The 26,340-nt window shown below is 70.6% G+C and carries 24 protein-coding genes; 14 read left to right on the top strand and 10 right to left on the bottom strand.

Annotated features, from left to right (window positions below; all coding sequences use genetic code 11):
- The first annotated feature begins 176 nt into the window (after window positions 1-176).
- The 3 genes from VYL96_RS10735 (at window position 177) to VYL96_RS10725 (ending at window position 3,161) form a co-directional block, all read left to right on the top strand.
- Window positions 177-905, top strand: coding sequence for a MazG nucleotide pyrophosphohydrolase domain-containing protein (locus tag VYL96_RS10735; RefSeq protein WP_243699755.1), 729 nt, complete (start codon window positions 177-179; stop codon window positions 903-905).
- A 375-nt stretch (window positions 906-1,280) separates the two neighbouring features.
- Window positions 1,281-3,011, top strand: a complete 1,731-nt coding sequence (locus VYL96_RS10730; RefSeq protein ID WP_131886152.1) for a sodium:solute symporter family protein — start codon at window positions 1,281-1,283, stop codon at window positions 3,009-3,011.
- 18 nt (window positions 3,012-3,029) lie between these two features.
- Window positions 3,030-3,161, top strand: coding sequence for a putative transporter small subunit (locus tag VYL96_RS10725; RefSeq protein WP_096907137.1), 132 nt, complete (start codon window positions 3,030-3,032; stop codon window positions 3,159-3,161).
- A 152-nt stretch (window positions 3,162-3,313) separates the two neighbouring features.
- On the opposite strand, the gene VYL96_RS10720 is transcribed toward VYL96_RS10725, so the two are convergent.
- The 6 genes from VYL96_RS10720 to VYL96_RS10695 form a co-directional block, all read right to left on the bottom strand.
- On the bottom strand, window positions 3,314-4,636 hold the full coding sequence (locus VYL96_RS10720; RefSeq protein ID WP_131886153.1) for an alpha-hydroxy-acid oxidizing protein: 1,323 nt from the start codon (window positions 4,634-4,636) through the stop codon (window positions 3,314-3,316).
- Between the two features lie 58 nt (window positions 4,637-4,694).
- Window positions 4,695-5,333, bottom strand: a complete 639-nt coding sequence (locus VYL96_RS10715) for a GNAT family N-acetyltransferase (RefSeq protein WP_131886154.1) — start codon at window positions 5,331-5,333, stop codon at window positions 4,695-4,697.
- Window positions 5,334-5,377: 44 nt separating this feature from the next.
- Window positions 5,378-6,055 carry a CueP family metal-binding protein gene (locus VYL96_RS10710; protein WP_207913581.1) on the bottom strand — a complete coding sequence of 226 codons (678 nt, stop codon included), beginning with the start codon at window positions 6,053-6,055 and terminating at the stop codon, window positions 5,378-5,380.
- A gap of 74 nt (window positions 6,056-6,129) precedes the next feature.
- Window positions 6,130-6,819, bottom strand: a complete 690-nt coding sequence (locus VYL96_RS10705) for a DUF305 domain-containing protein (protein ID WP_131886155.1) — start codon at window positions 6,817-6,819, stop codon at window positions 6,130-6,132.
- A gap of 36 nt (window positions 6,820-6,855) precedes the next feature.
- Window positions 6,856-7,296: a hypothetical protein gene (locus tag VYL96_RS10700; RefSeq protein WP_131886156.1), complete on the bottom strand. Its 441-nt coding sequence runs from the start codon at window positions 7,294-7,296 to the stop codon at window positions 6,856-6,858.
- The gene (locus VYL96_RS10695) at window positions 7,293-7,991 is read right to left on the bottom strand and encodes a hypothetical protein (protein ID WP_131886157.1); all 699 of its coding nucleotides are present in this window, start codon (window positions 7,989-7,991) and stop codon (window positions 7,293-7,295) included. The genes VYL96_RS10700 and VYL96_RS10695 overlap by 4 nt, the downstream gene beginning before the upstream one ends.
- A gap of 242 nt (window positions 7,992-8,233) precedes the next feature.
- Here VYL96_RS10695 and VYL96_RS10690 point away from each other — a divergent pair, with 242 nt between their 5' ends.
- On the top strand, window positions 8,234-8,881 hold the full coding sequence (locus VYL96_RS10690; protein ID WP_329437262.1) for a hypothetical protein: 648 nt from the start codon (window positions 8,234-8,236) through the stop codon (window positions 8,879-8,881).
- Window positions 8,882-8,957: 76 nt separating this feature from the next.
- Here the strand turns inward: VYL96_RS10690 and VYL96_RS10685 are convergent, their stop codons facing one another.
- Window positions 8,958-10,196 (bottom strand): oxygenase MpaB family protein, encoded by a 1,239-nt coding sequence (locus VYL96_RS10685; RefSeq protein WP_131886159.1) that lies wholly within the window; start codon window positions 10,194-10,196, stop codon window positions 8,958-8,960.
- Between the two features lie 45 nt (window positions 10,197-10,241).
- On the opposite strand from VYL96_RS10685, the gene VYL96_RS10680 reads away from it, so the two are divergent.
- From VYL96_RS10680 to VYL96_RS10665, 4 genes are all read left to right on the top strand, one after another.
- Window positions 10,242-10,835 carry a TetR/AcrR family transcriptional regulator gene (locus tag VYL96_RS10680; RefSeq protein ID WP_243699756.1) on the top strand — a complete coding sequence of 198 codons (594 nt, stop codon included), beginning with the start codon at window positions 10,242-10,244 and terminating at the stop codon, window positions 10,833-10,835.
- A 113-nt stretch (window positions 10,836-10,948) separates the two neighbouring features.
- Window positions 10,949-11,698, top strand: a complete 750-nt coding sequence (locus VYL96_RS10675; RefSeq protein WP_131886160.1) for a lytic transglycosylase domain-containing protein — start codon at window positions 10,949-10,951, stop codon at window positions 11,696-11,698.
- 391 nt (window positions 11,699-12,089) lie between these two features.
- The gene (locus tag VYL96_RS10670; protein ID WP_329437256.1) at window positions 12,090-13,694 is read left to right on the top strand and encodes an ABC transporter transmembrane domain-containing protein; all 1,605 of its coding nucleotides are present in this window, start codon (window positions 12,090-12,092) and stop codon (window positions 13,692-13,694) included.
- A complete protein-coding gene (locus VYL96_RS10665; RefSeq protein ID WP_131886162.1) occupies window positions 13,691-15,535 on the top strand; it encodes an ABC transporter ATP-binding protein in 1,845 nt (614 codons plus the stop codon). The genes VYL96_RS10670 and VYL96_RS10665 overlap by 4 nt, the downstream gene beginning before the upstream one ends.
- Window positions 15,536-15,737: 202 nt before the next feature.
- Here VYL96_RS10665 and VYL96_RS10660 read toward each other — a convergent pair whose 3' ends face one another.
- A complete protein-coding gene (locus VYL96_RS10660) occupies window positions 15,738-15,896 on the bottom strand; it encodes a hypothetical protein (protein WP_165928515.1) in 159 nt (52 codons plus the stop codon).
- A gap of 321 nt (window positions 15,897-16,217) precedes the next feature.
- On the opposite strand from VYL96_RS10660, the gene VYL96_RS10655 reads away from it, so the two are divergent.
- Window positions 16,218-17,822, top strand: a complete 1,605-nt coding sequence (locus VYL96_RS10655) for an ABC transporter substrate-binding protein (RefSeq protein WP_131886163.1) — start codon at window positions 16,218-16,220, stop codon at window positions 17,820-17,822.
- A 78-nt stretch (window positions 17,823-17,900) separates the two neighbouring features.
- Here the strand turns inward: VYL96_RS10655 and VYL96_RS10650 are convergent, their stop codons facing one another.
- Entirely contained in the window at window positions 17,901-19,568 is a 1,668-nt protein-coding gene (locus VYL96_RS10650) for a DEAD/DEAH box helicase family protein (protein WP_243699757.1), read from the bottom strand.
- 554 nt (window positions 19,569-20,122) lie between these two features.
- Entirely contained in the window at window positions 20,123-21,712 is a 1,590-nt protein-coding gene (locus tag VYL96_RS10645) for an IS1182 family transposase (RefSeq protein WP_033098515.1), read from the bottom strand.
- Between the two features lie 106 nt (window positions 21,713-21,818).
- Between VYL96_RS10645 and VYL96_RS10640 the strand changes: the two genes are divergently transcribed.
- From VYL96_RS10640 to VYL96_RS10620, 5 genes are all read left to right on the top strand, one after another.
- Window positions 21,819-22,115: a type II toxin-antitoxin system ParD family antitoxin gene (locus VYL96_RS10640; protein WP_314034823.1), complete on the top strand. Its 297-nt coding sequence runs from the start codon at window positions 21,819-21,821 to the stop codon at window positions 22,113-22,115.
- A gap of 530 nt (window positions 22,116-22,645) precedes the next feature.
- Window positions 22,646-23,923 carry a phosphopyruvate hydratase gene (eno, locus tag VYL96_RS10635; protein ID WP_131886445.1) on the top strand — a complete coding sequence of 426 codons (1,278 nt, stop codon included), beginning with the start codon at window positions 22,646-22,648 and terminating at the stop codon, window positions 23,921-23,923.
- Between the two features lie 19 nt (window positions 23,924-23,942).
- The gene (locus tag VYL96_RS10630) at window positions 23,943-24,767 is read left to right on the top strand and encodes an FtsB family cell division protein (protein ID WP_131886444.1); all 825 of its coding nucleotides are present in this window, start codon (window positions 23,943-23,945) and stop codon (window positions 24,765-24,767) included.
- A 1-nt stretch (window position 24,768) separates the two neighbouring features.
- A complete protein-coding gene (locus VYL96_RS10625; protein ID WP_131886443.1) occupies window positions 24,769-25,320 on the top strand; it encodes a DUF501 domain-containing protein in 552 nt (183 codons plus the stop codon).
- Window positions 25,317-26,297: a Ppx/GppA phosphatase family protein gene (locus VYL96_RS10620; RefSeq protein ID WP_131886442.1), complete on the top strand. Its 981-nt coding sequence runs from the start codon at window positions 25,317-25,319 to the stop codon at window positions 26,295-26,297. Before VYL96_RS10625 ends, VYL96_RS10620 begins: the two co-directional genes overlap by 4 nt.
- Window positions 26,298-26,340 lie beyond the last annotated feature (43 nt).

The raw sequence follows: 26,340 nt of genomic DNA, 5'->3' as shown, positions 1-26,340 counted from the left end.
CGGGCGGCGCGGCGCGCGGCCACGGAAGCCCCGGCGGCCCCAGTGGCCCCGGCGGCGCCCGCGGCGCCCGCGATCCCCGCCGAGAAGGGGATTTCGCACGAGTCCACTCGACCGATACGGGCGAAACCCTCTTCTCGACGGGCGGCGGGGACCGGCTGGCCGAGGCAGTGGAGGTGATGGCCCGGATCCGCCGCGACGGCCGGTGGGAGTCCGCCCAGACCCACGCCTCGCTCCTGCCGTACCTGCTCGAGGAGTCGTGGGAACTGGTGGACGCCGTGGCCGACGGCGACCGCGATGAGCTGGTCTCCGAGCTCGGTGACCTGCTGCTTCAGGTGTTGTTCCACGCGGCGATCGCCGCCGAGCACCCCGAGGAGCCGTTCGACGTCCAGGACGTGGCCGGCGCACTGCTCGACAAGCTCCGCCGCCGGGCGCCGTACTGGTTCACCGACGGATCCGGTCGTGGGCCCGGGGCCCTCGATGCCGCCGAGCAGGATCGCCTGTGGCAGGAGGCCAAGGCCGCCGAGCGCGCCGGCCGCCCACCGCGCGGCGTGGTCGAGGGGATCTCCTGGGGCATGCCCGCGCTGGCGCTGGGGCAGAAGGTCCTGGAGCGCGTCCGCTCGGCCGGGATCCCCGACGACCTCGTGCCCGCCGGGATGCGGGTCGTCCACGTCGACGCCGTGGGGTTGTTTCACGCCACCGACGCCGCCACCGCTACCGCCACCGCCGATGCCGACGATGCGACCGACGCCGGCGGTTCCGGCTCGGCGGAGGTCGAGTACCGACGGGTGGTCCGCGACTTCGCCGGGGCCGTCCGCGCCGCGGAGTCGCGTCTGCCCATGCCTGCGGCCGAGGCGGGAGCGGACGACTGGCGCGCCGCCTGGCCCTACCGCACCGACCAGCACTGATCCGCTCGTAAGCTCACACTTAAGTTGACGCCGCTCCGTTCGCGGAGCGAACGCCTGCCGACCGCAACTGCTGCCGCCCGGCCCGGCGCCATCGGCGCAGGCAGGGGCCGCAATTTTTGCATTCGTCCGCAACTTTCTGGCCATCCGTGACCGGGGAACTTTCATCCACAACGTTCCCTGAGCATCCCCCACGCCACCGGGCCCGTTTGGGGTTTCCCTCCATCCCGACGCGGGATCCTGGGCCGTCGAAGGGTGGGGAGCGGGCTCCATTTTGGACCTCCCGACAATGCCTCTCACCTTGGCGATTCTCAGTTTCCCGTCAGGGTTCTCTATGCTGGGCCCGTTGTTCTGACAATAAAAGAGAGAAAGGCAGATATGGATTTGCTCGGCTCTCCCGCGCTGAGTGCGACTGCGCTTGTATTGCTACTGCTGCTGTTCTACGGCGGCACCATGGTCATGTCCATGCGGATCGCTCGCAAGGACGAGAACGCTGACAACTACATGACGGCCGGTCACCGGATCGGATTCGGTATCTCGGCCGCGTCGATGACGGCCACCTGGATCTGGGCCTCGTCGATGTACGCCTCGGTCAACTCCGGCTACCTCTACGGTGTGTCGGGACCGATCCACTACGGGCTCTGGGGTGCCCTGATGATCCTGTTCATCTACCCCTTCGGTCGACGCATCCGTAAGGTCGCGCCCCAGGCTCACACCCTGGCCGAGGTCATGTTCGCGCGCCACGGGCGCTCCTCCCAGCTGATGCTGGCCGGCTCCAACATCCTGGGCTCGGTCATCTCGCTGACGTCGAACTTCATCGCCGGTGGCGCCCTGATCGCCATGCTCAGCCCGTTCAGCTTCATGCAGGGCATCATCGTGATCGCCGCCGGTGTGCTGCTCTACACACTGTGGTCCGGCTTCCGCGCCTCGGTGCTCACGGACTTCGCCCAGGTGCTGGCCATGCTCGGCGCGGTCATCATCATCGTGCCGTCGATGTTCTTCTTCCTCGGCGGTGTCGAGGTGTTCTCGAGCGGTGCGGCCAACCTCACCCCGCAGCAGAGCAACTTCTTCTCCTCGGACGCGTTCCTCAACCAGGGCGCGCCCTACATCGCGGCCGTGCTGGCCTACGCGATCGGCAACCAGACGATCGCCCAGCGACTGTTCGCGGTGCGCGAGGACCTGATCAAGCCGACGTTCATCACGGCGACGATCGGCTACGGCGCCACGATCATCGGCATCGGCATGGTGGGCGTGCTCGCCCTGTACGCGGGTATCGATCCCGTGGACGGCGACCCCAACAACATCCTGCCGCAGGTGGCCGCCGAGTACCTGCCGGGCGTCCTGGTCGCGGTGTTCTTCATCATGATCATCGGTTCGCTGTCGTCGACCGCGGACTCCGACCTGTCGGCCATGTCGTCGATCGCCATGACCGACGTCTACGGACAGAGCCTGCGCAGCAAGGGCAAGGTCCCCAATCCGCGCACGATGCTCATCGTGGGCCGGCTCACGATGGTCGTCGCCACCGCTGCGGCGCTGGTGTTCGCCAACATCCGCTTCAACATCCTCGACCTGTTGGTCTTCGTGGGTGCACTCTGGGGCGCCCTGGTATTCCCGGTGATCGCGAGCTTCTACTGGAAGAAGGTCACCAACATGGCCTTCACCGTGTCCGTGCTCGCGGCGCTCGCGGTGTTCCTGCCGACCCGTTTCGGTGCCATCCCGGACAGCGGCGTGCTCGCGTACGGCATCGAGGCGCTGGCGGTGATCGGCGTGGGCGTGGTGCTCGGGCTGATGGTCTTCGGGTTCTTCGGCCTGCGCCCGGCGCTGGTCGTCGGCGCGATCGCGGCCCTGGGCAGTGCGCCGTTCATCTTCGGCTTCCTGCGTGACTACGACACCCTGACCGCTTCGCTCGTGGCGTACGCCGTGAGCACCATCGTCTGTGCCGCGATGTCCTTCCGTAGCTCGATGGACTTCGACTTCGCCAAGATCGCCGCCCGCACCGCCGACTACGACACGGCGGAGTCGGCGGAGGCCCTCGAGGCACAGTCCGACGACGACGGCCGCGACCAGAACGTCCGAACCGATGACGACGACGACCTCGTCCGCGTCTAGGAAGGAAGGCAGCTGACAATGACACCGATCCTTCTCACGATCTACGTCCTGATCTGGCCCGTCATCGTGGCCGGCGTCCTCGCCGTCCTCGTTCGTGGCTTCGTCAAGGAGGCCGCCGAGGCCAGGCGCGAAGGCGACCCGATCATCTAGGTCGCCACAGAGCCGGCCCGATGCAGTGCTGGCCCGCCACAGAGCTGGCCCGTTGCAGAGCAGAGCCCCCGGTAGGCAGTCGCCGACCGGGGGCTCTTCTCATGCCCGAACCACGACCGCGCCGAGAGCGAGCATCACCCCGGGCGCGAGTCTCAGGCCAGGAGCGCGGCGTCGACCTCGTGCCACGAGCTGGCGCCGCTCAGCGACATGGTGAGGTCGATCTCGGCGAGCAGGTTGTCGAGCACCTCGCCGACGCCGTGTTCGCCGGCGATGGCCAGGCCGTAGACGTGGGGCCGGCCGATCGTCACCGCGTTCGCGCCGCACGCCATGGCCTTGACGACGTCGGTGCCGTTGCGGACGCCCGAGTCGAGCAGCAGTGTCGGCTCCGGGCCGACCGCCTCGCGGATCGCCACGAGGGCGTCGAGGGTGCCGATCGACCCGTCGACCTGGCGGCCGCCGTGGTTGGACACCATGACCGCGTCGACACCGGCATCGAACGCCTGCCGGGCGTCATCGGGGTGCAGGATGCCCTTGAGGACGATCGGCAGCCTCGTCCGGTCCCGCAGGGTCGCCAGGTGGTCCCAGCTCAGTGCCGGGTTGGAGAACGTGTCGAGGAACGTCTGCACGGCGGCACGGGTCTCGGGGGCGCGCAGGTTCTCCCGCGTCGAACCCGGGTGGTTGCGCGCCATCTCGAGCAGCGTCAGCGCCGCCTGCGGGGTGACCTTGACGGCATCGGCGTCCGCGCTGGCGCCCGCCGCGGCCTCGCGGTCGACCCGCTCGGCGACCAACTGCCGGAAGCGCGGGTCCGAGGTGTACTGCGCTATCCCGACGCCGCGGGTGAACGGCAGCGAACCGAGGTCGAGGTCCCACGGCCGCCAGCCCAGCGTGGTGGTGTCGAGGGTGACGACCAGGGCGCCGGCGTCGATCGCCTCGGCGCGGGCGATGAAGCTGTCGACCAGCTGCTCGTCGCTGCTCCAGTACAGCTGGAACCAGCGGGGGCTGTCCTGCATCGCGGCGGCCGTCGCCTCCATGGGCGAGGAGCCCTGCGAGGAGAAGATGTACGGCAGTCCGCGCCGGGCGGCGGCCCGGCCGACCATGACGTCGGCGTCGCGACGAATGAGTCCGGCGGCGCCGATCGGGGCCACCAGGACGGGCGCGGGGAGCGTCTGCCCGAGCACCGTGGTGGAGATGTCGCGCCGGGAGGTGTTGCGAAGCATGCGCGGCACCAGTCGCCGGCGGTCGAAGGCCTCGCGGTTGGCGGCCATCGTCTGCCCCGAGCCGGCGCCTCCGTAGACGTAGGCCCAGGCCTTTTTGCCGCCGGGTCGTCGCAGGAGCGCGCGGCGGGCGGCGGCTTCGAGCTTCTCGGCGCCGGTCGGTACCGCGGGGGTGATCCCGGAGACTCCGGAGCGGTAGATGATGTTCTGGCGCGCGCGGCCGAGGGTGTCTGTGATGGGGGTCACGAAGTCTGCCGTCATAGCCGTGAGCGTACTGAGGCCTTCGTCGCGTGCGCGGAGGAGGTGCTGCCCGGCGGGTCTACTCCGCGCGTCCGTCGGGCCGGTCGGACCGGTCCGCGCTGTCGACGGGCCGACGGACCATGGCGGTCGAGGACTGACCGGGCAGCGTCGGCACGGAGCCCACTGCCTCGAACCCGAACCGCTCGTAGAGGCGACGGCTCGCCGGGGTGGTGGATTCGAGGAACGCCAGCGGGTTCGCGGAGTGGTCGACGACCCTCAGGCGGTGCTCCAGCAGTGCCGATCCGACGCCCTTGCCGCGGGCTCGGGGACCGGTGCCGATGTCGCGGATGTACCAGTGCGGTTCGGTGGGCCGGTAGGCCTCGATCTGGAGGGTGTGCCGGGCACCGCGGCCCAGGGGGAGCCGGCCCAGCGTCCACAGGGCCGCACCGGAGATCGCTCGCCGGGCGGTCCCCAGAGCGCCGGGGGCGGCAGGGTGCTGCCACAGGACCGCTCCGACGACACGGCCGTCGTCCATCGCGACGTCGACCCACTGGGGGTGTCGCCGCACCCGGCGGAGGTAGTACGAGGTGAGTTTGGTGTGCCGGGTCTCGTCCTCGGGCAGCGTGACCGACCATGCGGGGTCGTCGCGGAACGCGTCGCTGAGGATGCGGGCGATCGCGGGCGCGTCGGCACGCGTGGCGGTTCGGACGGTGACCATGGGCGGGCTCCTGGCGGGTGCGGGTCGGGTGCGGCGTCGGGCTCTTACGTCAGGTGCGCCGTGGTCAGACAGGTGAGGTCGTCGTCGCCGGTGGCGATCGGCACCGTCGAGGACTTTCCGTCGTGCTCGACGGTGAGGGTGCCGGTGAGGTCGCGGGGGAGCCACAGGCCGACGAACCCGTTGTCGTAGGCCGTGCGGGTCTCGTCGACGACCGTCCGCCCCGTCTCGTCGGTCACGGTGATGTCGACGGGCTCGCCGGCCATCTCGCCGCGGCAGGTCGTCAGACTGTGGAAGAGACAGTCATGGGTCTGGTCCTCGTAGGGCGCGACGGACAGGTAGAACTGCTCGTCCGGCATCGGCAGGGTCGCGATGGAGCCGCCGGCGGTGTCGGTGAGGACGAGCTCGGTCGGCTGGACCGAGGCGAGGAGGGTGGTGGGGCGCTCGGCGACGGGCATCGTGTCGAGGTGCTCGATCACCCCGCGGGCGTCCATATCGGCCAGCCCGTACTGGTCGAGGATCTCGACCGCCGCGACCTGGCTCGCCTCGGCCTGGTTCTGACCACTGTGGTCTTGTCCGCCCTGGTTCTGCGCGCTCTGGTTCTGCCCGCTGGGGCTCTGGTCCGCCTGGTCCGATTGTGTGGTGCCACAGGCGGAGAGGGTGAGCCAGCTCGCGGTGACGACCGCGGCGAGGGCCCGGCGACGCAGTCGAGGGGTGGTGGTCATTGCTGGGCGGGCTCCTTGTCGGGTATCACGCTGTCGGGTATCACGCCGTCGGGTGTCGCGTGGCCGGTCAGGCCTCACATCGCGGCGAGCATCTCACGCATGCGCGCGATCTCCTGCTGCTGGGTGTCGATGATCGACCGGGCCAGGGCGACGGTCGGCGGGTAGGTGCCGTCCGCCACCTCCCCCTGTGCCATGTCGATGGCGCCCTCGTGGTGGGCGATCATCTGCTCCAGGTACAGCCGCGCGGCGTCGGTGCCCTCGGCGTCGAACAACTGCTGGAGCTCGTCGGCGGAGAGCATGCCGTCCATCATCGACATGTCGTTGCCCATCACGGGCATGCCGCCGCCACCGTGGCCCCGGTGGCCGTCGCGCGGGCCGGGCGGTTGTCCCCACTGGTCGAGCCAGGTCGTCATCTGATCGATCTCGGGAGCCTGTTCGGCCTTGATCTTCTCGGCGAGGGCTGTGGTGTCGGCGGGGATGTCTGATTTGGCCAGGATGATGTCGCTCATCTCGATCGCCTGCTCGTGGTGCGGGATCATCATCCGCACGAACATGACGTCGGCGGCCGAGCGCTCACCCTCATCGGCGGGAGCGTCGGCGCCGGGATCGGCCGGGGCGTTCGTGCCGGACTCCGCGCTGGCGTCGGCGGAGGTGCCGGCCGGGGCAGCCGCGGTCGCGGTGTCGTCCCCGCCCCCGCTGCATGCGGTCAGGGCCAGCGCGGACGCGGTCACGGCGGCGGAGACCAGGAGCGTCGTGCGGGTCATGGCGGGTGTCCTCTCCTCGGGGATCGGCAGGCGTGCTCAGCCCAGGGTATGCAGAACCGCGAGTCCGAGCGCCCCGCACGCGGCGGCGACGAGCAGGGAGGCGAGCGTGCCGATGATGAATCGCTCGCTCACCGCGGGGTTCTCGCGGATCTCGGGGTAGCGGCCGAGGGCCTTGATGGCCACGACCACCGCGGCGAGCTCGAAGCGCCCGGCGAGGATGGCGGCGGTGAGTCCGACGCGTTCGAGGATCCCGATCCACATCCCCCCGCGCAGGACCTCGCGGACAGCCGGGGCGGGATCGTCTCGTCGGCGCATCACCGGGGTTCGCGCGTCACCGCTGACCTCGATGGTCGGGGGTTCGGGCACCCGTGCCGAGCGCAGGACGAGCGACGCGATGGGCGAGCCGAGCGCGGCGGAGGCGATCAGGCTCAGCGCGACGACGATCGCGACCAGGATCCAGGCGGGCCAGCTGCTCATCGGTCGGCCTTCCCACGCGCGCCGTTCGTGGCCTTACCGCGTTGGCCGCTCGCCGGGCTGCCGGCCCCGCCCACGGCCGCGTCGTGTGCGCCGCCGAGCAACCGGTCGAGCACGGGGTACGCGGCGCGCTCCTCGCGGATCTGCGACAGCCGCAGCGCCCCGGTGACCGAGGCGGGCGTGATGCCCAACTCCTCGGCGGCGGCGACCTGGGTGGGGGAGCGGTCGACGGCGTCCACCACCCGCCACTGCGCGTCGGTGCGTCCGAGCACGAGTGGCGCCACCAGTGCCCATACCGCCTCGCAGTCGGCGGCCCACGCCGTCGCCGAGCCGCGGTCGTCCCGCGATCCGGGGTCGCCCGGCACCCGTATGGCCACCGAGCCGGGGAGGCCCTTCGCGGCGTCGACGGCGTCGCGGGCGGCGAGGTAGGCGTCCCCGCGACCGGCCCTGGTCCCGGAGGAGTAGGACTCGTCGTCGACCTCCCCCGCCCCGACACCGCAGTGCCAGTCACCTTCGCGCAGGGCGACGAGCAGCGCCGACCGCACCGCGGCAGGGTCGTCGAGCAGGCCCTGGACCTCGTCGCCGGCCGTGCGCTCGAACGCGGCCGCGGTCGGGATGCCGCCCAGGGCGTCGAGCAGGGCGGGCACCCGGTCCGCGCTGCTGCGGCTGCGACGCTGGTCGATGGTCACCACGTACATGAGGCGATGGTGCCACAAAGTCAAAAATGAGGCGAAAAGACCTAATACCTCCAAGTTAGGCGATGTTGCCTAATGCTGTGGAGGGACTTGCCTACCGTCGCGGCGTGCATTGTCCTTGGGGAAGTGGGCATCCAGTCTCGATGCCGACTCCCCGGGGCGGAAGCGCTGCCGATGTCCGAGGCACAATCTAGAGTCTCAGCGATGTTGTCTCCAACTACTGACGCAGGAGCCCGCTGAAAATGATGGAAACGATCCAGATTACTTACGAAGTTCCTAGCGCGATCGCTAGGGGGTTAGCGTCGGGCGAGCTCAAGACGCTTGGAACGGCGGCAGTCCGAAACAGAACTGCCATTGCTGCGCACATTCGAGAAATAGGGATGGAAGTCGGCGGTCAAGACGAGGCGCTGGGGAAGCTGATCGCAAAGGGGCTCAAAGACCCGCGCGTCGTTGTAGGCGGCATCAGCATCCTGGCAGTGGCCGCTGTGGGAGGCGGGGCGATCCGTTGGGCAGCGAACCGAAAGCGCGCGGCCGCCGAACTCGAGGTTCCGGAACCGGTGAGACGTTTCAACACTTCGTTGGGCGCCTATGTGGACTCGATTGGCAAGGGGGCCCTGGATGCCCAGCTGATCTCGCGCCTGCTGGAGGACTTGGACTCGTTCAGGGACCACATCGCGAGGGGCGAGATAGCCGACTACGCCACGGCGGACGTCTCAGAAGAGTTGGTCGCAGCAATCGCGGACTATACGAGCAAGCTAGCGAAGGCCAACTCCGTCGAAGTCTCAGCGATCGAAACTCGGAATTCTGAGCCGGTGGGGGCGCAGGTGTTGGACCTGCGTAGCTACTTAGTCACCCAGCAGAAGATCTTCTCCGGCCGAAGAGAATTAGCGTAACCTCCTCGTCCAAATTGTGAGCAAGACGAATGCCGCTCGCCGTCAATCCGGTTCGAACTGGATGCCGCCATTCGACCTACGCCGTAGTCGCGGGCCTGCCGATGTCGGGGCGGGCGTCGCCGAAGGTCTCCTTGCGCTCGCGGTCGCGGACCCGCTCGCCCCACGCGTCGAGCCGGGCGCGGCCGAACGGCGTGCGGTAGCGCAGCGTGTTGAGCGCGACGAGGTAGGCGTGGGCCCACGGCGGGCGGACGGGCAGGCCGAACTCGCGCATCGACTCGCGGCCCAGCAGGACGGTGAGCATGCTCAGTAGTCGCTCGTGGCCGACGCGGGCGCGCAGGCGGGGGAAGGGGCCGCTGCGATGCCGCGTGCGCTGCGCCTCGACCAGCGCCTGAGTGAGCTGCGGGCCCGCCTCGGACAGCCCGGCCTGCGCGAGGAGGATGTGGTAGTTGATCCGGTGGCGCTCGCTCTCTCGCTCGACGAGGAAGTCGTCGTCGACGCCGAGCAGCCACCCGACGTAGCGCCACACGTGCATGACGTCGGCCGAGTCCTGGCGGCTCACCGGCACGCCGAGCGTTCGCACGCCCAGCAGGACGACGGCGTCGAACAGGCCCAGGGTGGCGGCGAGGTCGCTCTGGTTGATGGGCAGGCCCCAGCGGCCCGTGTCCCAGCGGGGCTCCATGGCGTGGTTGACCACCGCGTGCATCGCCCGCACGTGGCCGGTGAGCCGCCACGCCTCTCCGCCCGGCCGCAACCCGTCGGGGATCGAGAGCGACATGGTCCAGTGGCTGGTCTCGGCCAGTCGCCGCAGGGTCGTGTTGCCGGTGAGGCCGCCGGTCGCCACGAGCAGGTCGGTGGGGCCGCCGAAGCGGTAGCCGCCGATGAGCGAGAGCTGCAGCAGGATGTCGGCGGCGTTCTGGCCCAGCCGCAGGTACACCTTTTGGCCGCGCTCGATCTTCTCCCAGTCGACCCAGTCCGGGGTGTCCTCGAGCCGGGCGATGTACTCGCGCAGGACGGCCGGGGCGTCGCCGGGTAGTCCGGCGGTGCCGGTGGTCAGAGCCTCGTCGAGCTGGCGCCGGCTCACCGCGCCGGGCTCGCCCGAGCGCAGGCGCATCGCGGCCGCCAGCCTGTTGCCGAGCTCGTCGCGCTCGAGGTAGGCGCGGCCGAGGCGGTCCATGAGCTGCTCGTCGACCTCGTCCACGCGCGCGACGGCCTTGAGCGTTCGGCCGATGCGGCGCGATCGGTCCTCGGCCTCGCGGAAGCGCGTGGGGTACGGCGAGGTCGCGGTGGGGGCATGACGTTCAGGCGCTGCGGTCATGACACGACTATGACGCGAGTATTTACTCGCATACAATTCGCGTTTATGAGAAGGGTGCCCCAGCAGGCCAGATCTCGCGCGATGGTCGAGCGGATCGTGGAGGCGGCTCGCGTCGTGCTCGTGCGCGACGGCTACGAGTCCTTCACCACCAACCGGGTGGCCGACGAGGCCGAGGTGAGCCCGGGGTCGCTGTACCAGTACTTCCCCGACAAGTCGGCGCTGGTCACGGTGGTGATGGATCGCTGGTCGGCGGAGATCTCCGACCGGGTGGCCGCCTCACTCGCGGCCTCCGGCCCGGTCGATGTGCAGGACCCGGACGCGGTCCGCGGGATCGCCGATGCGCTGCTGTCCGCCTTGGAAGCAGACGCCGGGCTGCTGCGGATCGTGTGGGAGGAGCTGCCCGCGGTGCGGCATCGGGCCGCGCAGCACGCGCTGGAGACCCGGGTCCGCGAACTGCTGGCGGTGTACCTCTCCGCGGCCGGCCTGCGCTCGACGGATCCGGCGGCCCGGGCCTGGGTGATCGTCATGGCCGTGGAGAACATCGCCGTCCGCTGGGTGCTCGACCGGCCCGCCATCAGCCGCGACGCCCTGCTCGACGAACTCACCGCGCTCGCCGGCGGCTTCGCGGCGCGTGGCTGAACCGCCGCGGGCTGCGGGGCCCGACCAGCGTGGTTGATATCACGCCCGCGCTGCGCCGGATCAGGGGATACCCTGACGCGCTGCGGAACCGGGCTCCGGCAGGATGGCAGGCGATGCCCACCCTGACCCCCCGCACCACCGCGAGTCTCGCGGGCCTGCTCGCGGCCGTGCTCTTGTCGTCGTCGTGCTCGTACGAGGCCACCCGCCCCGCGCCGACACCCATCCCCCCGGGCATCCCGCCCGCGCCGGGGGTCCCCGTGCCGACGATCGACATCAATGCGCCCGGTCGCACCTCCGACCAGCTGCGGGAGTGGGCGGCCGGCATCAACGAGCCGATGAACATCCCCGTCGCCGCGCTCGCCGCCTACGGCAACGCCGCCGAGACCATGCGGCAGACCCGGCCCGAGTGCACCCTCGCCTGGACGACGCTCGCCGGGATCGGGCACGTGGAGACGCGGCACGGCCGGTACCGCGGGGCGATGTTGAACGACGACGGCTACGCACTGCCCCCGATCATCGGGATTAAACTCGACGGATCGCCGGGTTTCGCCGACATCCCCGACACCGACGGCGGGCGCTGGGACGGCGACACCGAACACGACCGCGCCGTGGGACCCATGCAGTTCATCCCCGAGTCGTGGAACAAGTACGGCCGCGACGCCAACGGTGACGGCGTGGCCGACCCCAACCAGATCGACGACGCCGCCGTGTCCGCCGCCCGCCTGCTGTGCGAGACCGGGGGAGACCTCTCGGTGGCCGAGAACTGGCAGCGGGCGATCCTGGCCTACAACGCGTCCGGCGAGTACGTCATGAACGTCCGCGACGCCGCCGCCGCGTACTCGGTGGGGACGACCGCGCCGTAGACCGTCACCCGGCGGGTCCGGCATGACCCCGGCCTCGTGGTGGACGCACCCGTCGAGGGTGATGTTGATCGAGTAGCGCAGTGGTCTCCTCTCACCGCTCCCCGTGCAGGCCTGAGACGTTGAAATCTGGCACCGCCGTCCGGTGAGGTCGACGACGAAATCGGCCGCTGGCATAGAGTCGTCGGGGCCCCTGGGCCGGCCTCACCCACCCTGGGCCGACCTCACCTACAGCGGGAGTCGCACACCTATGTCAGCACCGACGTCTCCATCGGCTCGGCCGCGCCGCCGCGCCGCGGACTCCCCGGGCGGGCCCGCCCCGACCACGGCCAACGGGCTTTTGCTCCGCGCGGTCGGCCGCCGCCGGCACCTGTGGGCGCCCGGGCTGGTGCTCATGACGCTGTGGCAGCTGTGCGAGGCGCTGGTGCCCATCGCGATCGGCGTGATCGTGGACGCCGCGATCATCCCGCTGGACCGCTGGGCGATGCTGTGGTCGGTGGTCGGCCTCATCGGGCTGTTCACCGTGCTCAGCCTGGGGTACCGCTTCGGCGCGCGGATGAGCAACCGCGCCCTGCAGGAGGAGGCCCACGACCTGCGCGTGGAGGTCACGCGGGTGCCGCTGACCCGCCGCCGCGCGATGGACGGCGCCAGCTCCGGTGACGTGCTCTCGGTGTGCTCGGCCGACGCCGACGTGGCCGCGTTGGTCTTCCGGCAGATAGCGCTGGGCGGGTCGGCGGTGATCGGGATCGTGGGGATCTCGGTGTATCTGCTGTGGACCGACTGGGTGGTGGGGCTCATCGTGCTCATCGGCGTGCCGCTCAGCCTGGTGCTGGTCGCCCTGCCCAGCCGCGCCATCTCCCGCCACAGCACCGCGCAGCAGGCCGCGATCGGCATGGCGAGCAGCCGCGCCACCGACATCATGGCCGGTCTGCGCGTGCTCAAGGCCGGCGGCGGCGAGCGCTGGGCGGCCGAGCAGTACCGCGCCGCCTCCGAGGACGCGGCCGCCGCAGGCATAGTCACCGCCGAGCGCTCCGGGCGCGTCCAGGGCATCGGCTCGCTCGGCATGGCCGTGGTCCTGGCGCTGGTCCTGCTGGCCGCCGGCTACCGCGTGATCCAGGGCCAGATGGAGATCGGCACGCTCGTCTCCGTGGTGGGCGTGGCCGTGTTCTTCGAGGAGCCCGTCCGGATGATCACCCAGATGGTCGCCGTCTTCGCCCGCTCCCACGGCGCCGCGCAGCGACTGGTCGATCTGCTGCAGTCCGCGCCGGTCGACGACTCCGGCGCCGAGGTCCCCGCCGGCGCCGAGCTGCGCGTGGAGGGCCTGGCGCTGCCCGACGGCCGCGCGTTCGACCTGGTGGTGGCCGAGGGCGAGGTGGTCGCGCTTGTCGCCGATCAGCCGGCCGCCGCCGATGCCGTCACCCTGGCGGTCGCCGGTCACGGCGACGGGGCCGACGCCGTGCGCGTCGGTGGTCGCCGCCGCAGCCAGCTAGCCCCCGCGATCGCCGAGCACCTGGTGGCCGCGCCGCACCGCGTGGACCTGTTCGTGGGTACCGTCCGCTCGAACATCACCATGAGTCACGACGACGACGAGGAGCCCATCTCCGAGGCGGTCCTGCAGGCCTCGGCGGTCGCGGAGATCCTCGAGAACCTCCCCGACGGCCTGGATCACGCGGTCCGGGAGGGCGGCCGGAACCTGTCCGGGGGCCAGCGACAGCGGATCGCGCTCGCCCGGGCCCTGCACGCCGATCCCGACATCCTGGTCCTGCATGAGCCGACCAGTGCCGTCGACGCCGTCACCGAGTGGGGGATCGCGCAGGCTGTGCGCCGCCTCCGGACGAGCCGGCCGGGCCAGGCCACGCTCGTCGTCACTTCGTCGCCGCCGTTCCTCGCCACCGCCGACCGGGTGGTCCACCTGCCCCGCAGCGGCGACGTGCGCACGGGCACCCACCTCGAGCTGCGCGAGGCGTCAGCCACCTACCGGACGGCGGTCGACCGATGAGCAGCGGCGAGCCCGGCACCATCACCTCCACCGACGCCGCCGTGCCCGAGAGCGCCGCCCAGGCCGGCGGCCCCGACCGGCACGACCAGGCTGGCGTCACGGCGGCGCTTCCCCTGGCCAGCGGCCGCGAGTCGCTCGCCGTGCTGTGGCCACTGCTCCGCGAGCGCCGCGGCTACCTGCTGCTGGTGGCCGTGGCGGGCCTCGTCGGCGCGGTCGCAGGCCTGGTGGCGCCGTGGGTGATCGGCCGACTGGTCGACGTCCTGCCCGGCAGCGACGACTACTCCGCCGTGTGGGCGGCGGCGGGCGCGATCGCCGTGGCCGGCGTGGTGGGCGCGGGCTGCACGTGGGCGGGCCAGGCGTGGCTGGCCCGTCTCACCGAGCCGACCGTGGCGCGCCTGCGGGAGATGGTCATGGACCGCTCCCTTCGCCTGGGCGCCGCGCAGATGGAGACCACCGAGACCGGCGATCTGGTCTCGCGCGTGGCCGAGGACGCCCGCGAGATCAGCCAGGCCGCCACCGCCGTGATCCCGCCGGTGGTGCAGTCGCTGTTCACGGTGGTCGTCTCCGGCGTCGGCCTGGCCACGGTCGACTGGCGACTCGGCCTCGTGGGCCTGGTGGCGCTGCCCATGTACTGGACGACGCTGCGCTGGTACCTGCCCCGGTCGGGCCCGATCTACGCCGCCGAGCGTGCCGCGTTCGGCACCCGCGCCAGCCGACTGCTCGGCGGGATCACCGGCTCGCGGACCCTGCACGCGTACGACGCCCAGGACGCCGAGCTGCGCCGCATCACCGCCGCGTCGGCGCAGGCGCGGGACCTGTCGATCCGGGTGTTCTACTTCGTCACCCGCGCCTTCTCCCGCAACAACCGGGCCGAGGTCACGGTCCTCGGACTGCTGCTGGTCGTGGGGTTCTTTCTCGTGGACGCCGACATCATCACCGCCGGCGCCGTGACCACCGCCGCGCTGCTGTTCCGCCGGCTGTTCAACCCCATCGGCGCGCTCGTCGGAATGGTTGACCAGGTCCAGTCGGCCGGCGCCTCGCTCGTGCGGATGGTCGGCGTCATCACGATGCCGGTGCCCGAGCGCACCGCCGCTCCCGAGCCCGGCCCGCTCGAGCTGGCCGGCGTCTCCCACTCGTACGGCGAGTCTTCCCCCGGCGGGGCCGCCCCTGCCCTCATCGACGTGGACCTCACCCTGGCCCCCGGCGAGGTCGTCGCGGTGGTCGGCTCGACCGGCGCGGGCAAGAGCACGCTGGCCCTGGTGGCGGCCGGAACCCTGACGCCGTCGGGCGGCAGCGTCCGCATGGGCGGGGTCTCACTGACCGAGGTCGACCCGGTGGCCCTGCGCCAGCGCATCACGATGGTCTCGCAGGAGGTGCACTCCTTTGCCGCGACGATCGCCGAGAACGTGCGGGCGCCCCGCCGCGAGGCCCCCGAGGCCGAGGTCCGCGCCGCCCTGCGGACGGTGGGCGCCGACTGGGTGGACGACCTGCCCGACGGCATCCACACGGTCATCGGCGAGGGCGGCCACCCGCTCGATCCCATGCAGTCCCAGATGCTCGCCCTGGCTCGCGTCGAGCTGGCCGACCCCGATGTGGTGATCCTCGACGAGGCCACCGCCGAGGCCGGGTCCGCGGGGGCGCGCCGCCTCGACGACGCCGCGGCCGCCGTCCTGCGCGAGCGCGCGGGCCTGGTGGTGGCGCACCGGCTGAGCCAGGCGGTGTCCGCCGATCGAATTCTGGTGATGGAGCACGGCCGGGTCGTGGAGTCCGGCACGCACGACGAGCTGCTGCGGGCTGACGGTCGCTACGCCAAGCTGGCAAGGGCGTGGTTCGGGGTGTGAGGTAGCGGCGGCCGCGCCCCGACCACCGCCACGCAAGGTGACCCCGTGGCGTCCCCACCGATCCGCCCCTTGGATTGCGTCTTGCCCTAGGAACTCCTGGAGCAAGACGCAATCCGAGGGGCGGATTGTCGCGAGCTAGGAGGGCGCCGCGAGGCGGGTAGCTGGCATATCCGCCCGCTCTGCCGGGCCCGACCGAAGACAGTCACCCCGAGCCGGCAATGACGTCGATCGGGATGCCCATCGACCCGGGCGTGAGCAGCCCGATGCCACCGCCGATTGCCGACAGCGCGTTGAAGCCGCCGACGCCGATCAGCGCGCCACGCACCAGCCGGGCGGGAATCCACGGGTCACTGTCGGTCATGGCGCGAAGGTACCCACTGCGCACCTGTCCGTCGGGGGGTGAGGTCGGCGCGCGGGGGAGAGGCGCCGACGGCGTTGACGACGACACTGACGACGACGACAACGCCCGCCGCCCCGCCGCGCCTCTACCGGGCTTTCGTTTCGCACTACCACCCGGTGGGTCGCTCGCTCACCGATTTCTCTCCCCTCGGGAAGGCACGTCCGGGTAGGTGACGGGTTCGACGATTCGCACCCGGCTGTGCGCTGAGTCACATAGGTTTCGAGTAGCTGACACCTGTCAGCTACTCGAGTCGCGCCCGGCGCCCACCCCTCAGAAGAACCGATGAGACGCATTCCCACCGCCGCCGCTGCCCTGGCGATCACCGCCCTCGCCCTGTCCGCGTGCGGTTCGAGCGAGGCCGATCCCGCTGCGGCGGCCGATCGGGACACGCTGACGATGCCCGCCGACGACGCCCGGTGCACCGAGAACAAGGCCGGCGGCACCATCACGATGGGCACCTACGTCATGCTGCCGTCGTTCTCGCCCGGCCAGGGACAGGTGGGCGTGCGGGGTGGCGCGGAGTCGGCGGCCGTCTACGACCGGCTCGTGCGCTGGGACGCCCGGACCGAGACGTTCGAGCCAAAGCTCGCCGAGTCGCTCGAGAGCTCCGAGGATCACACGGTGTGGACGTTGACGCTGCGAGAGGGCGTGACGTTCTCCAACGGCGACCCGCTCACCGCGCAGGACGTGGCCTTCACCATGGGCCTGCACAAGGACCCGGCGACGCGCTCGACGGCGATGACCGACGTCCAGCAGATCGAGCGGACGCGGGTCGTCGATCCGTTGACCGTCGAGTTCACGCTCGCCGAGCCGTGGTCCACGTTCCCGGTGCTGCTCGCCGGGTCGGCGGGCGAGGTGATCCCCGAGAAGGCCTACACCGAGGCGGGTCCGGAGAAGTGGGCCCGCGAGCCGGTGGGCGCCGGGGCGTTCACGCTCGCCAGCTACACGCCCAATCAGGAGATAGTGCTGGAGCCGAATCCCGACTACTACGGCGGCCCGGTGTGCCTCACGCTGAGGTTCATCCAGATCCCCGGCTCGCAGTCCACGCTCGAGGCGTTCCAGAACGACGAGGTGGAGGTCGCGTTCCTGCGCGGGTCCAAGTTCGCGGACATGGCCCGCGAGGCCGACGCGCAGGGCTACGAGGAGATCACCAGCGCGGGCCGGTTGATCTACATGAACAACGGGGCAGCGGGGTACGACGGGATCCTCACCGATCAGCGCGCACGCCGGGCCGTGACGCATGCGATCGACAGGGAGCTGCTGCTCGGCCGGCTGGGCGACGATCCGGCCCAGGCCACGTCCGCGCTACTGGCCGACTCGTCCCGCTTCTTCGACGGGCAGGAGGGGCCCGCGCTGGATGTCGAGCGTGCGACCGAGCTGGTCACCGAGCTCAAGCAGGAGACCGGCTGGGACGGCTCGCTCACGCTGCTCGTGTCCGACGTGCCGGAGAACCGCGAGGCGGGGATCGTCATCAAGGCGATGCTCGACGCCGTCGGCTTCGACGTGACGGTCGAGGTAGCACCGGCCTCGGCGGCGAGCGCGCGTCAGTTCACGGGCGACTACGAGATGGCCATCGGCGGCTTGGCCACCTCCGACGCCGACCCGGCCTCCACGCTGGCGAGTTCGCTCATGCCGGGCGGCGCTCTCAACGTGTCGGGCGTGGACGATCCCGCGTTCGCGGACGCCATCTCCACGCTCAAGGCCGCCCCGGACGTCGACTCGCAGAAGAAGGCCTACACCGACCTGCAGGAGGTCCACAACGAGGTGGCGCCCTACGCGGTCCTCGGCAACGGCGTCGAGCTGGTGACGATCGACGAGTCGGTCAGGGGCATCAGCCCGACCACCTCCTCGACAATGCTCTTCGACGGCGCGTTCATCGAGGAATAGGCGCTCGCCGAGGAGTGGGCGCTTGCCTCGCAGTAAGCGCTTGCCAGAGGAGTGGCCGACCGCCTGAAACAGACCGCCTTAGCCGAGTTCCTCAGCCAGTTTCGCGGCGGGGATCCAATCGATACCGAAGACCCGGGCCACCTCGGAGAAGGTGGACGCGTCCGCGTCGGTGCTGGTCGCCGACGCGATGAGGCGGGACAGCATGACCGTCCCGGCTCGTTCCTCGATCGTCCCCGCCGCTGCCAGGAGCGACCAGGAACAGACCTGGTGGTTCCGGTGCGCGCGGCCCATTGTCTGCTCGGCCAGAAGACCGCTGTAGCGGGCCTGGTGGAAGAAGCCCCTCCGCGGGGTGTCGGTGGCGAACGTCCCGTCGGCGAACTGCTCGCCTGCCTGCAGGTTGATCGCGGTGGGCGTGTTGAACACCACCACCGGCGCCTCGCCCCGCTGAAAGCGCATGCGCTCGGCCTCGGCCTCCGGATTGGAGCCGTAGATCCGCGCCACCGGGATGCCGTCCGCCTCGAGCATCTCGGCCACCGGATGCGCGGCGGTGGACACCATCTCGGTGGCGATCAGCACCTGGTAGCCGCGGGCGAGTTCGGCCTTGGCCGCGGCCACCGTGTGCTCGACTCGGATCATGGACGCCTTCTGACGCAGTCGCACCAGGGCGGCCAGTCCGCGGGCGACGTTGTTGCCCGTCCGGGCCAGCTGCATCTCGCGCTGGAAATCGCCCCACTCCAGCTCGTAGACCCGCCACTGGTCCGGGGTCAGCTCCACCAGGTCCACGTCGAAGGGCGGCGGCCCCCACGGCGCGGACCGGGTGAGCATGAGCGGCGGATCGTGCCGCAGCAGGATGTCGCGCACGTCGCTGATGGCGGCCTGCTGCGTCTGCAGCGACTCCTTGGCCTCCGCGCTCCACGTCCACTTCCCGTAGGAGGGTTCCAGGGGCACGCCCCGGTCGGCCAGCGCTCGACCGAAGTCCGCCCACTGGGCCGGCGGATCTCCGTGTACCTGGGCGTACAGCGACGACATGTAGCCCCATTCGCCCGGGTGATGCCCCGGGGTGGCGGTGATCGTCAGGACGAACGGGGCATTCTCGTGCGGTGAGTCCATGCGGGTCAGTCGCCGCATGTAGCTCGTGCGCTTGCTGTCGTGTCGGAACTGGTGGGCCTCGTCGATCACCGCGACATCGACCTTGAGCCGTGGCCGCACGTTCCGGGCCATGAGTTTGCTCAGGCTGTCGGAGGACATGATGATCCAGCGCAGGTCGTCGTCTCCCAAGGCGGCAATGGTGCGACGCCATGACGGGATGGTGATGCGGGCCGGCCGGTCCACCGTCACCAGGATCGTGCGGGCGCCGCGCATCGTCGCGATGGCCTTCGCTGCGGCCACCGCCACCAGCGTCTTACCGGTGCCCACGTCGTTCGCAAGATGAACCTGCCGGAACCCGTGCTCGGCGGCAGTGGCGATCGCGTCCACATCCGCGCGTTGCTCCGGGCGCAGCGTCATCGGCGCGGCGGTCGCACCCGGGCCCGTGCTGCCGTTGAGCTCGTCCTCCCGCCACCGCAGGTAGGAGTACGGCTTGCTGGCGTAGGGCTCCAGCGCCGCGGGCAGCGAAGTGCCGACGTAGGCGTGCGCCGTGAGCGACTTGTAGTAGGTGACCCCGGCCGGCATCCCGCCGCCCAGCCCTCCCCACGGGAGCTCCAGCAGCCACACCCGCTGGCCGGGCGGGATAGTCGGAACCGCCATCGCCGCGCTGGGCCGCTTCTTGGCCGACGGGGCGCGTTTCGAGCTCGACCTGCGCCTGGTCGTGCCCGACCGTGTGGACCGGGTCGCCATCAGACGCCGCCGCCATTGCGGGCGGTGACGAGGGCGGGTGAGTCCACGGCGTTCTCCTGGCTGGTCCTGACGGGGTCGGGCCCACTGTAGGGGCCGGGTACGTCACCACCGGGGTCAGGCGGCCCGGGACGCAGAAGGGGAGGGGAGGTGGCCGGGGCTGGGCGCGTGTCCGACGGTCAGCCCGGCGCCTCGGGTTCGGCGATGACGACGACGACATCGACGCGCCGCGGCCGGATTTCCAGTTGCCGGCCAGCGCACTTCAGCAGGCCCTAGGAGACTGCTGAACAAGGCGCTATTGGGGTTGGCGGTCGTGTGAGCGGCGGGCCCGGGCGTCACCGGTGGGATGGCGAGCGGCGTTTTAGGTGAGCACTCTGGGTGCGACGACCGAGGGCCTTCGGTCCACTTGATGTGATTATGCGCGGTCTCACCGGCCATCGGCGAGAGGCGGCTCCCCTAACTGCTGGTCAGGCCAGGGCCCAAGCTCCGTTCTGGTGGGTCAGGCCCATGGCTAGCAGTCGACGTAGGTTGAGGGCGGCGGCGCGGTGGTGGAGCCAGCTGTTGTTCTTATCCACCCCGCGATAGGGCACTCGTCGGGCGCCTCGGGTGAGCCAGGCGATGGAGCGCTCCACCATCGGGCGATGCTGCCGGTAGGTGGCCCGGAAGTCCTCGCCCTGTGCGCGCTGGCGGTGCTGGCGTTGCAGCACATGGTGCTCGCCCAGCAGCACCGAGCGGCCGGATTGTGAGGTGGTGCACCGCTGGCGCAGCGGACACTGCCGGCAGGCCGCACCGAACTTCGCCCGGCCCTGCGGCGACACTGTCCGCGTGACATCAGCCGGGCAGGTCAACGTGTTTGCCGCGGCATCGAAGGTGAAGTCATCCAGACCAAACCCGCCCTCCACAGCGGGCCTGGTCGGCCAGGGTTTGACCAGGGGCAGCCACTGCTTTCCGGCGAGGGTGGCCAGCATGTCTCCGGTGGCGTACGCCGAGTCTCCGAGCACTTCAATGTGTTCGACGTCTGTAGTGGTGGGATCTGTGGTCACCAGGTCCGCACCGACGGCGGCGTCGGAATTGTCCGGACCGCTGGCCCGAGTCAGCCGGGCCGCAGTGGTCAGCCCGGTATCGGGTTCGACCACGATGTGGGCTTTGAACCCGTCCTGGCGACGCTGCTGGGTCTTGTGCGCGTGCCGGGCATCGGGGTCCACGGTAGAGATCACCCGGTCCGGGACGGTGCGGCGGGCGATGCGCCACCGGCCGTCGGTGCCATCGGAATCCTCGGCGGGCTCGACGTCCTGGCCGGCGACCAATGCCAGCAGCGCCACCGCCTCGGCTGGTCTGCCGCCGGCGGCGGTGATCGCCTCAACATCCAGAGCCTCAAGCAGTGCCAGAGCGTCTGCGACCAGGGCCGAGACCAGCTCGTCCCGGGCGGCCTGGTCATCCCAGGCGATACGCGGCTTACCGGCCTCGGAGTAATCGTGCCCGCACACCGCCGCCAACCGGGTGCACTCGGAGGCGATCAGCTCTTTCGCGCCGGGCACTTCGCGGCCGACCCGCCTGATCTGGGCGATGAGTTGGGTGATCGTGTCCTGACGGGCCACCGCATCATCCAGAACCGTCGAGTCCAGTGCGCGGCGGGTCTTAGTCTTGACCGCTCCGGTCTCGGCGATGACCTGGCGCACCACCTCGAAGATCCGCTGCGGATTCTCGCTGGCGGCCAGCCGGCGCCGCCAGTAAGTCAACGTCGACGAGTCGAAGCCCTTGGCATCGACCGCGTACCCGCACGCGGCCTTCCACCGCAGGTCAAACGTCAACGCATCCACGGCCTCCCGGTCGGAGTGCCCAAACAGAGCCTGAAGCACGATGACCGAGGCGATCACCTCCCCCGGGATCGACGGCCGGCCCCGGCCCGAGGGAAACAGATCGGCGAACAACTCCGCCGGGAACAAGCGGTCCCGATGCTCGGCCAGCAACGCGAACACGCTGCCGGGCTCGAGCAGATGCCCCGCCACCGACTCCACATCCAGCAACTCACGCTGCCGATCCCACTCACCCTGCATGAACCAAGTATTTCAGGCCCGGGTCACCCCGCGGGGCGGACACCCTGATTGTTCAGCAGTCTCCTAGCCGGACTGTGCAAATTGGCATATTCTGCCAACAGAGGTGATGTGTATGCCAACGCGGAACGTCGTTCTCGGTCAGCAGCAGCACGAACTAGTTGATCGGCTGGTGGCATCAGGGCGCTACCAGAACGCGAGTGAGGTCTTGCGCGAAGGGCTCCGGTTGCTGGAACGTCGGGACGCTGAGGACGCAGCCAGACTCGCCGCACTTCGTGCAGCTGCCGATCAGGGGTGGGCTGACGTCGCGGCGGGTCGCTATGTGGATGTCGATGACGCGGGTCTTGACGAACTCATCGCAGACATCGGAGCACGGGCTGTGGCCGACGGTCGATCACCCGGCTGATGGCGACGTTTCGACTCTCAGAGAGCGCACGCGACGATATCGCATCGATTTTGTGGTGGTCGTTCGAGCAGTTCGGTGACCAGGCCCGTAAGCGGTATGAAGCGCTGATCGTTGCCGCAATCAGGGATGCAGCGTCTGCCTCGGACGTTCCCGGACTGGTTGAGCGACCGGAGCTCGGCGACGGGGTCGTATCGTGGCACCTGTCGAACAGCCGCGGTCGATCAAGCGGTGGATGGACGTGTCGGCCGGCCCCGGCACTTTCTCGTCTGCCGCTTCGACGGGGGCGTTCTCGTGGTCGGCAGAGTTCTCCACGACGCGATGGACGTGGGCCAGCACGTCGATCCGGCACACGATTGGGATTGAGCGGGGACGGCAGAGGAACCGGCGTGGCCGAGAGCGCTTCAGCCCAACCCCCGGCGCCGCCTCGGCACGCCGCGGAGAGGCTCGTGGAACAATGGGCCGCGGACTGCGCCCGCCCACGCGGCGCCGGCCACGCACACGAACCCACGAACTTCCCCCAAGGAGCACAGATGGCGCTTATCGAGCAGGTCGGAGCCCGGGAGATCCTCGATTCGCGAGGCAACCCCACCGTCGAGGTGGAGGTGCTTCTGGACGACGGCTCGTTCGGCCGCGCCGCCGTGCCCTCCGGCGCGTCGACCGGCGCCCACGAGGCCGTCGAGCTGCGTGACTCCGACGAGCGCTACCTGGGCAAGGGCGTCACCAAGGCCGTCGAGGCCGTCCTCGACGTGCTCGCCCCCGCCGTGATCGGCATCCCGGCCGAGGACCAGCGCCTCGTCGACGAGGCCCTGCTCGACGCGGACGGCACGCCCAACAAGTCGACCGTCGGCGCCAACGCGGTCCTGGGCGTCTCGTTGGCCGTGGCCCGCGCCGCCGCCGAGTCTGCCAACCTCGAGCTCTACCGCTTCATCGGCGGCTCCAACGCGCACGTCCTGCCCGTGCCCATGATGAACATCCTCAACGGTGGCGCCCACGCCGACTCGGGCGTCGACGTCCAGGAGTTCATGATCGCCCCCATCGGCGCCCCGACCTTCCGCGAGGCCCTGCGCATGGGCACCGAGGTCTACCACCACCTCAAGACCGTCATCAAGGACCGTGGCCTGTCCACCGGCCTGGGCGACGAGGGCGGGTTCGCCCCCTCCGTCGAGTCCACGACCGCCGCGCTGGACCTGATCGTCGAGGCCATCGGCAAGGCCGGCTACGAGCTGGGCACCGACGTTGCCCTGGCCCTGGACGTGGCCGCCACCGAGTTCTTCTCCGGCGGCAAGTACCACTTCGAGGGCAAGCAGCTCTCCGCCGCGGAGATGGCCGACGTCTACGCCGAGCTGGTCAACAAGTACGCGCTCGTCTCGATCGAGGACCCGCTCGACGAGGACGACTGGGACGGCTGGAAGACCCTCACCGACATGATCGGCGACAAGGTCCAGCTGGTCGGCGACGACCTCTTCGTCACCAACCCGCAGCGCCTGGCCGACGGCATCGAGAAGGGCCTGGCCAACGCTCTGCTGGTCAAGGTCAACCAGATCGGCACCCTCACCGAGACGCTGGACGCCGTGGACCTGGCCCACCGCAACCGCTACGCCTCGATGATGTCGCACCGCTCGGGCGAGACCGAGGACACGACCATCGCCGACCTCGCCGTGGCCTGCAACTGCGGCCAGATCAAGACCGGCGCCCCGGCCCGCTCGGAGCGCGTGGCCAAGTACAACCAGCTGCTGCGCATCGAGGAGATGCTCGGCGACGCCGCCCGGTACGCCGGTGCGGGCGCGTTCCCGCGCTTCAAGGCCTGAGTAGTCGAGAGGAGGGCTCATGGCTCGCCCACCGCGCCCCTCGGACCGCCGGGGCGACGGCCGCGATCGCGCGTCGTCCCGGCGGCCGGGGGAGGCGTCGGGGCCCATCCGCCGGACCCCGCAGCGGGGCCGCACGCGCGGTGAGTCCTCCCTCGACCCCACCCGCCGGGAGCCGCCCCGCCGGCGGACGCCGAGCCGCGAACGCGACCGGCCCGTCCCGGCGTCCGCCCGCTCCGGCAGGATCGGCATCACCGCGCATCCGGAGGCCCACCGTCTCACCACGCGCACGGACCTGTCCGACACCCTGTTGGGCCCGCGGAACTACACACCGCGGCGGATCGGGCTCCTCGCCGTCGTCGCCATCATCCTCCTGGTCACCGTCTCGTTCCCGCTGCGCAACCACTATCAGTTCCTGCGCGACGAGAAGGCCGTGGCGCAGGAGCGGGCCGCGCTCGAGGCGACGATCGCCGAGCTCGAGGCCGAGCAGGAGCTGCTGTCCGACCCGGCGTACATCGAGCAGCAGGCCCGCATCCGCTTCGGCGCCGTGAAGCCGGGGGAGACTCCGTACCGGGTGTCCATGGTGGATCCGGTGGAGCAGGCGGCGGCCGAGCAGCGGGCGGCGGAGATCGCGGCGCTGCCGTGGCAGACGCGGGTGTGGCGGTCGATCTCCGAGCCGACCGCGCCGATCATGCCGGAGGACTCGGCGCTGCTCGAGGGCACGTCCATCCCCGGCGGGCCCGACACCCCGGCCGTACCGGTCGTCCCCGACGGCGTGCCCGGCGGTGACGACCCCGCCGCCCCCATCCCGGGCGGCGTCCAGGAACAACCACAGGAGAACCCCTAGCGTGAGCGCCGAACAGAGCGTGTCCAGCGAAGACCTCGACGCGATCGCCGCCCAGCTGGGCCGGCCGCCGCGCGGGGTGCTGGAGGTGTCCTACCGCAGCCCCGACGGCAAGCCCGGCGTGGTCAAGACCGCGCCGCGCCTGGAGGACGGCACCCCGTTCCCCACGCTGTACTACCTCACCGATCCGCGGCTCACCGCCGAGGCGAGCCGTCAGGAATCCGCGGGGATCATGAGGGGTATGACGACGAGGTTGGGCGCAGAGCCCGAGCTGGCCGCGAACTACCGCGAGGCTCACGAACGGTATCTGGCCGAGCGGAACGCGATCGAGGACCTGGGCACGGACTTCAGCGGTGGCGGCATGCCCGAGCGCGTCAAGTGCCTGCACGTGCTCATGGCGTACGCGCTGGCGGAGGGGCCGGGCGTGGTCCGGCTGGGCGATGAGTCCGTGGCGCTGGCCTGCGAGGCCGGGTTGCGCGGCACCGCCCTGCCGTCCGACTGGCCCACGCCCGAGGAGCTGGGGATCCCCGACTACCTCGCTATGGACGAGCAGTGACCGCTGCTGTGCGAGTCGGGGCGATCGACTGCGGCACCAACTCCATCCGGCTGCTCGTCGCCGAGGGCGTACCGGGCGAGCCCGGGTTGACCGACGTAGTGCGCGAGATGCGGATCATCCGGCTCGGGGAGGGCGTCGACGCGACCGGGCGGCTGTCCGAGGGCGCGATCTCACGCTGCCGCACCGCGCTCGCCGACTATGCGGCGACCATGGCCGAGCTCGGCGTGCAATCCGTGCGCATGGTGGCCACCTCCGCCACTCGGGATGCGGCGAACAAGGACGAGTTCTTCGGCATGACCGCCGAGGTGCTGGGTGCTCACTTCCCGGGCGCGTTGGCCGAGGTGATCTCGGGGCAGACCGAGGCCGAGCTGACCTTCGCCGGCGGGGTGTCCGACCTCTCGCCTTTTGATGGGCCATTCGTGGTGACCGACCTCGGCGGCGGGTCCACGGAGATCGTGGTGGGCGAGCTCGTCCGCGGCGAGGTACGTCTGCTCGGGGCGCGGAGCCTGGACATCGGGTGCGTGCGGATCACCGAGCGGGTGCTGCACTCGGACCCGCCCACGGCTGACGAGATTGCTGAGGCTCGCGCGGTGGTGTCGCAGGCGCTGGCGGAGGCCGGCGACGTGCCGGTGGGTCGCGCCGCCCGCTGGGTGGGCGTGGCCGGGACCTTCACCACGATGAGCGCGCTGGCCCAGAATCTGGGGGAGTACGACCCGGAGCTGATTCACGGCAGCGTCATCTCGCTGGACCGGATGCGTGAGGTGTGCGACCGCCTGGTGGCCTCGTCGGTGACCGAACGCCGCAGCATGGGACCGATGCACCCGGGCCGCGCGGACGTGATCGGTGGGGGAGCGATCGTGGTCCAGGCGTTGTGTGATGAGATGTTTGAGCGCGCGGGGTTGTCCGAGCTCACGGTGAGTGAGAAGGACATCCTGGACGGCATCGCGATGTCGGTGCTGACGCGCCTGGCCGGTTAGCTCGGCCCGGCGCCCTGCGCGCCACCGGTCCCGCTGCGGCGGA

The organism is Dietzia maris, assembly GCF_036287335.1.
Lineage (GTDB): Bacteria > Actinomycetota > Actinomycetes > Mycobacteriales > Mycobacteriaceae > Dietzia > Dietzia cinnamea.
This window is presented reverse-complemented; position numbering and strand designations above follow the sequence as displayed.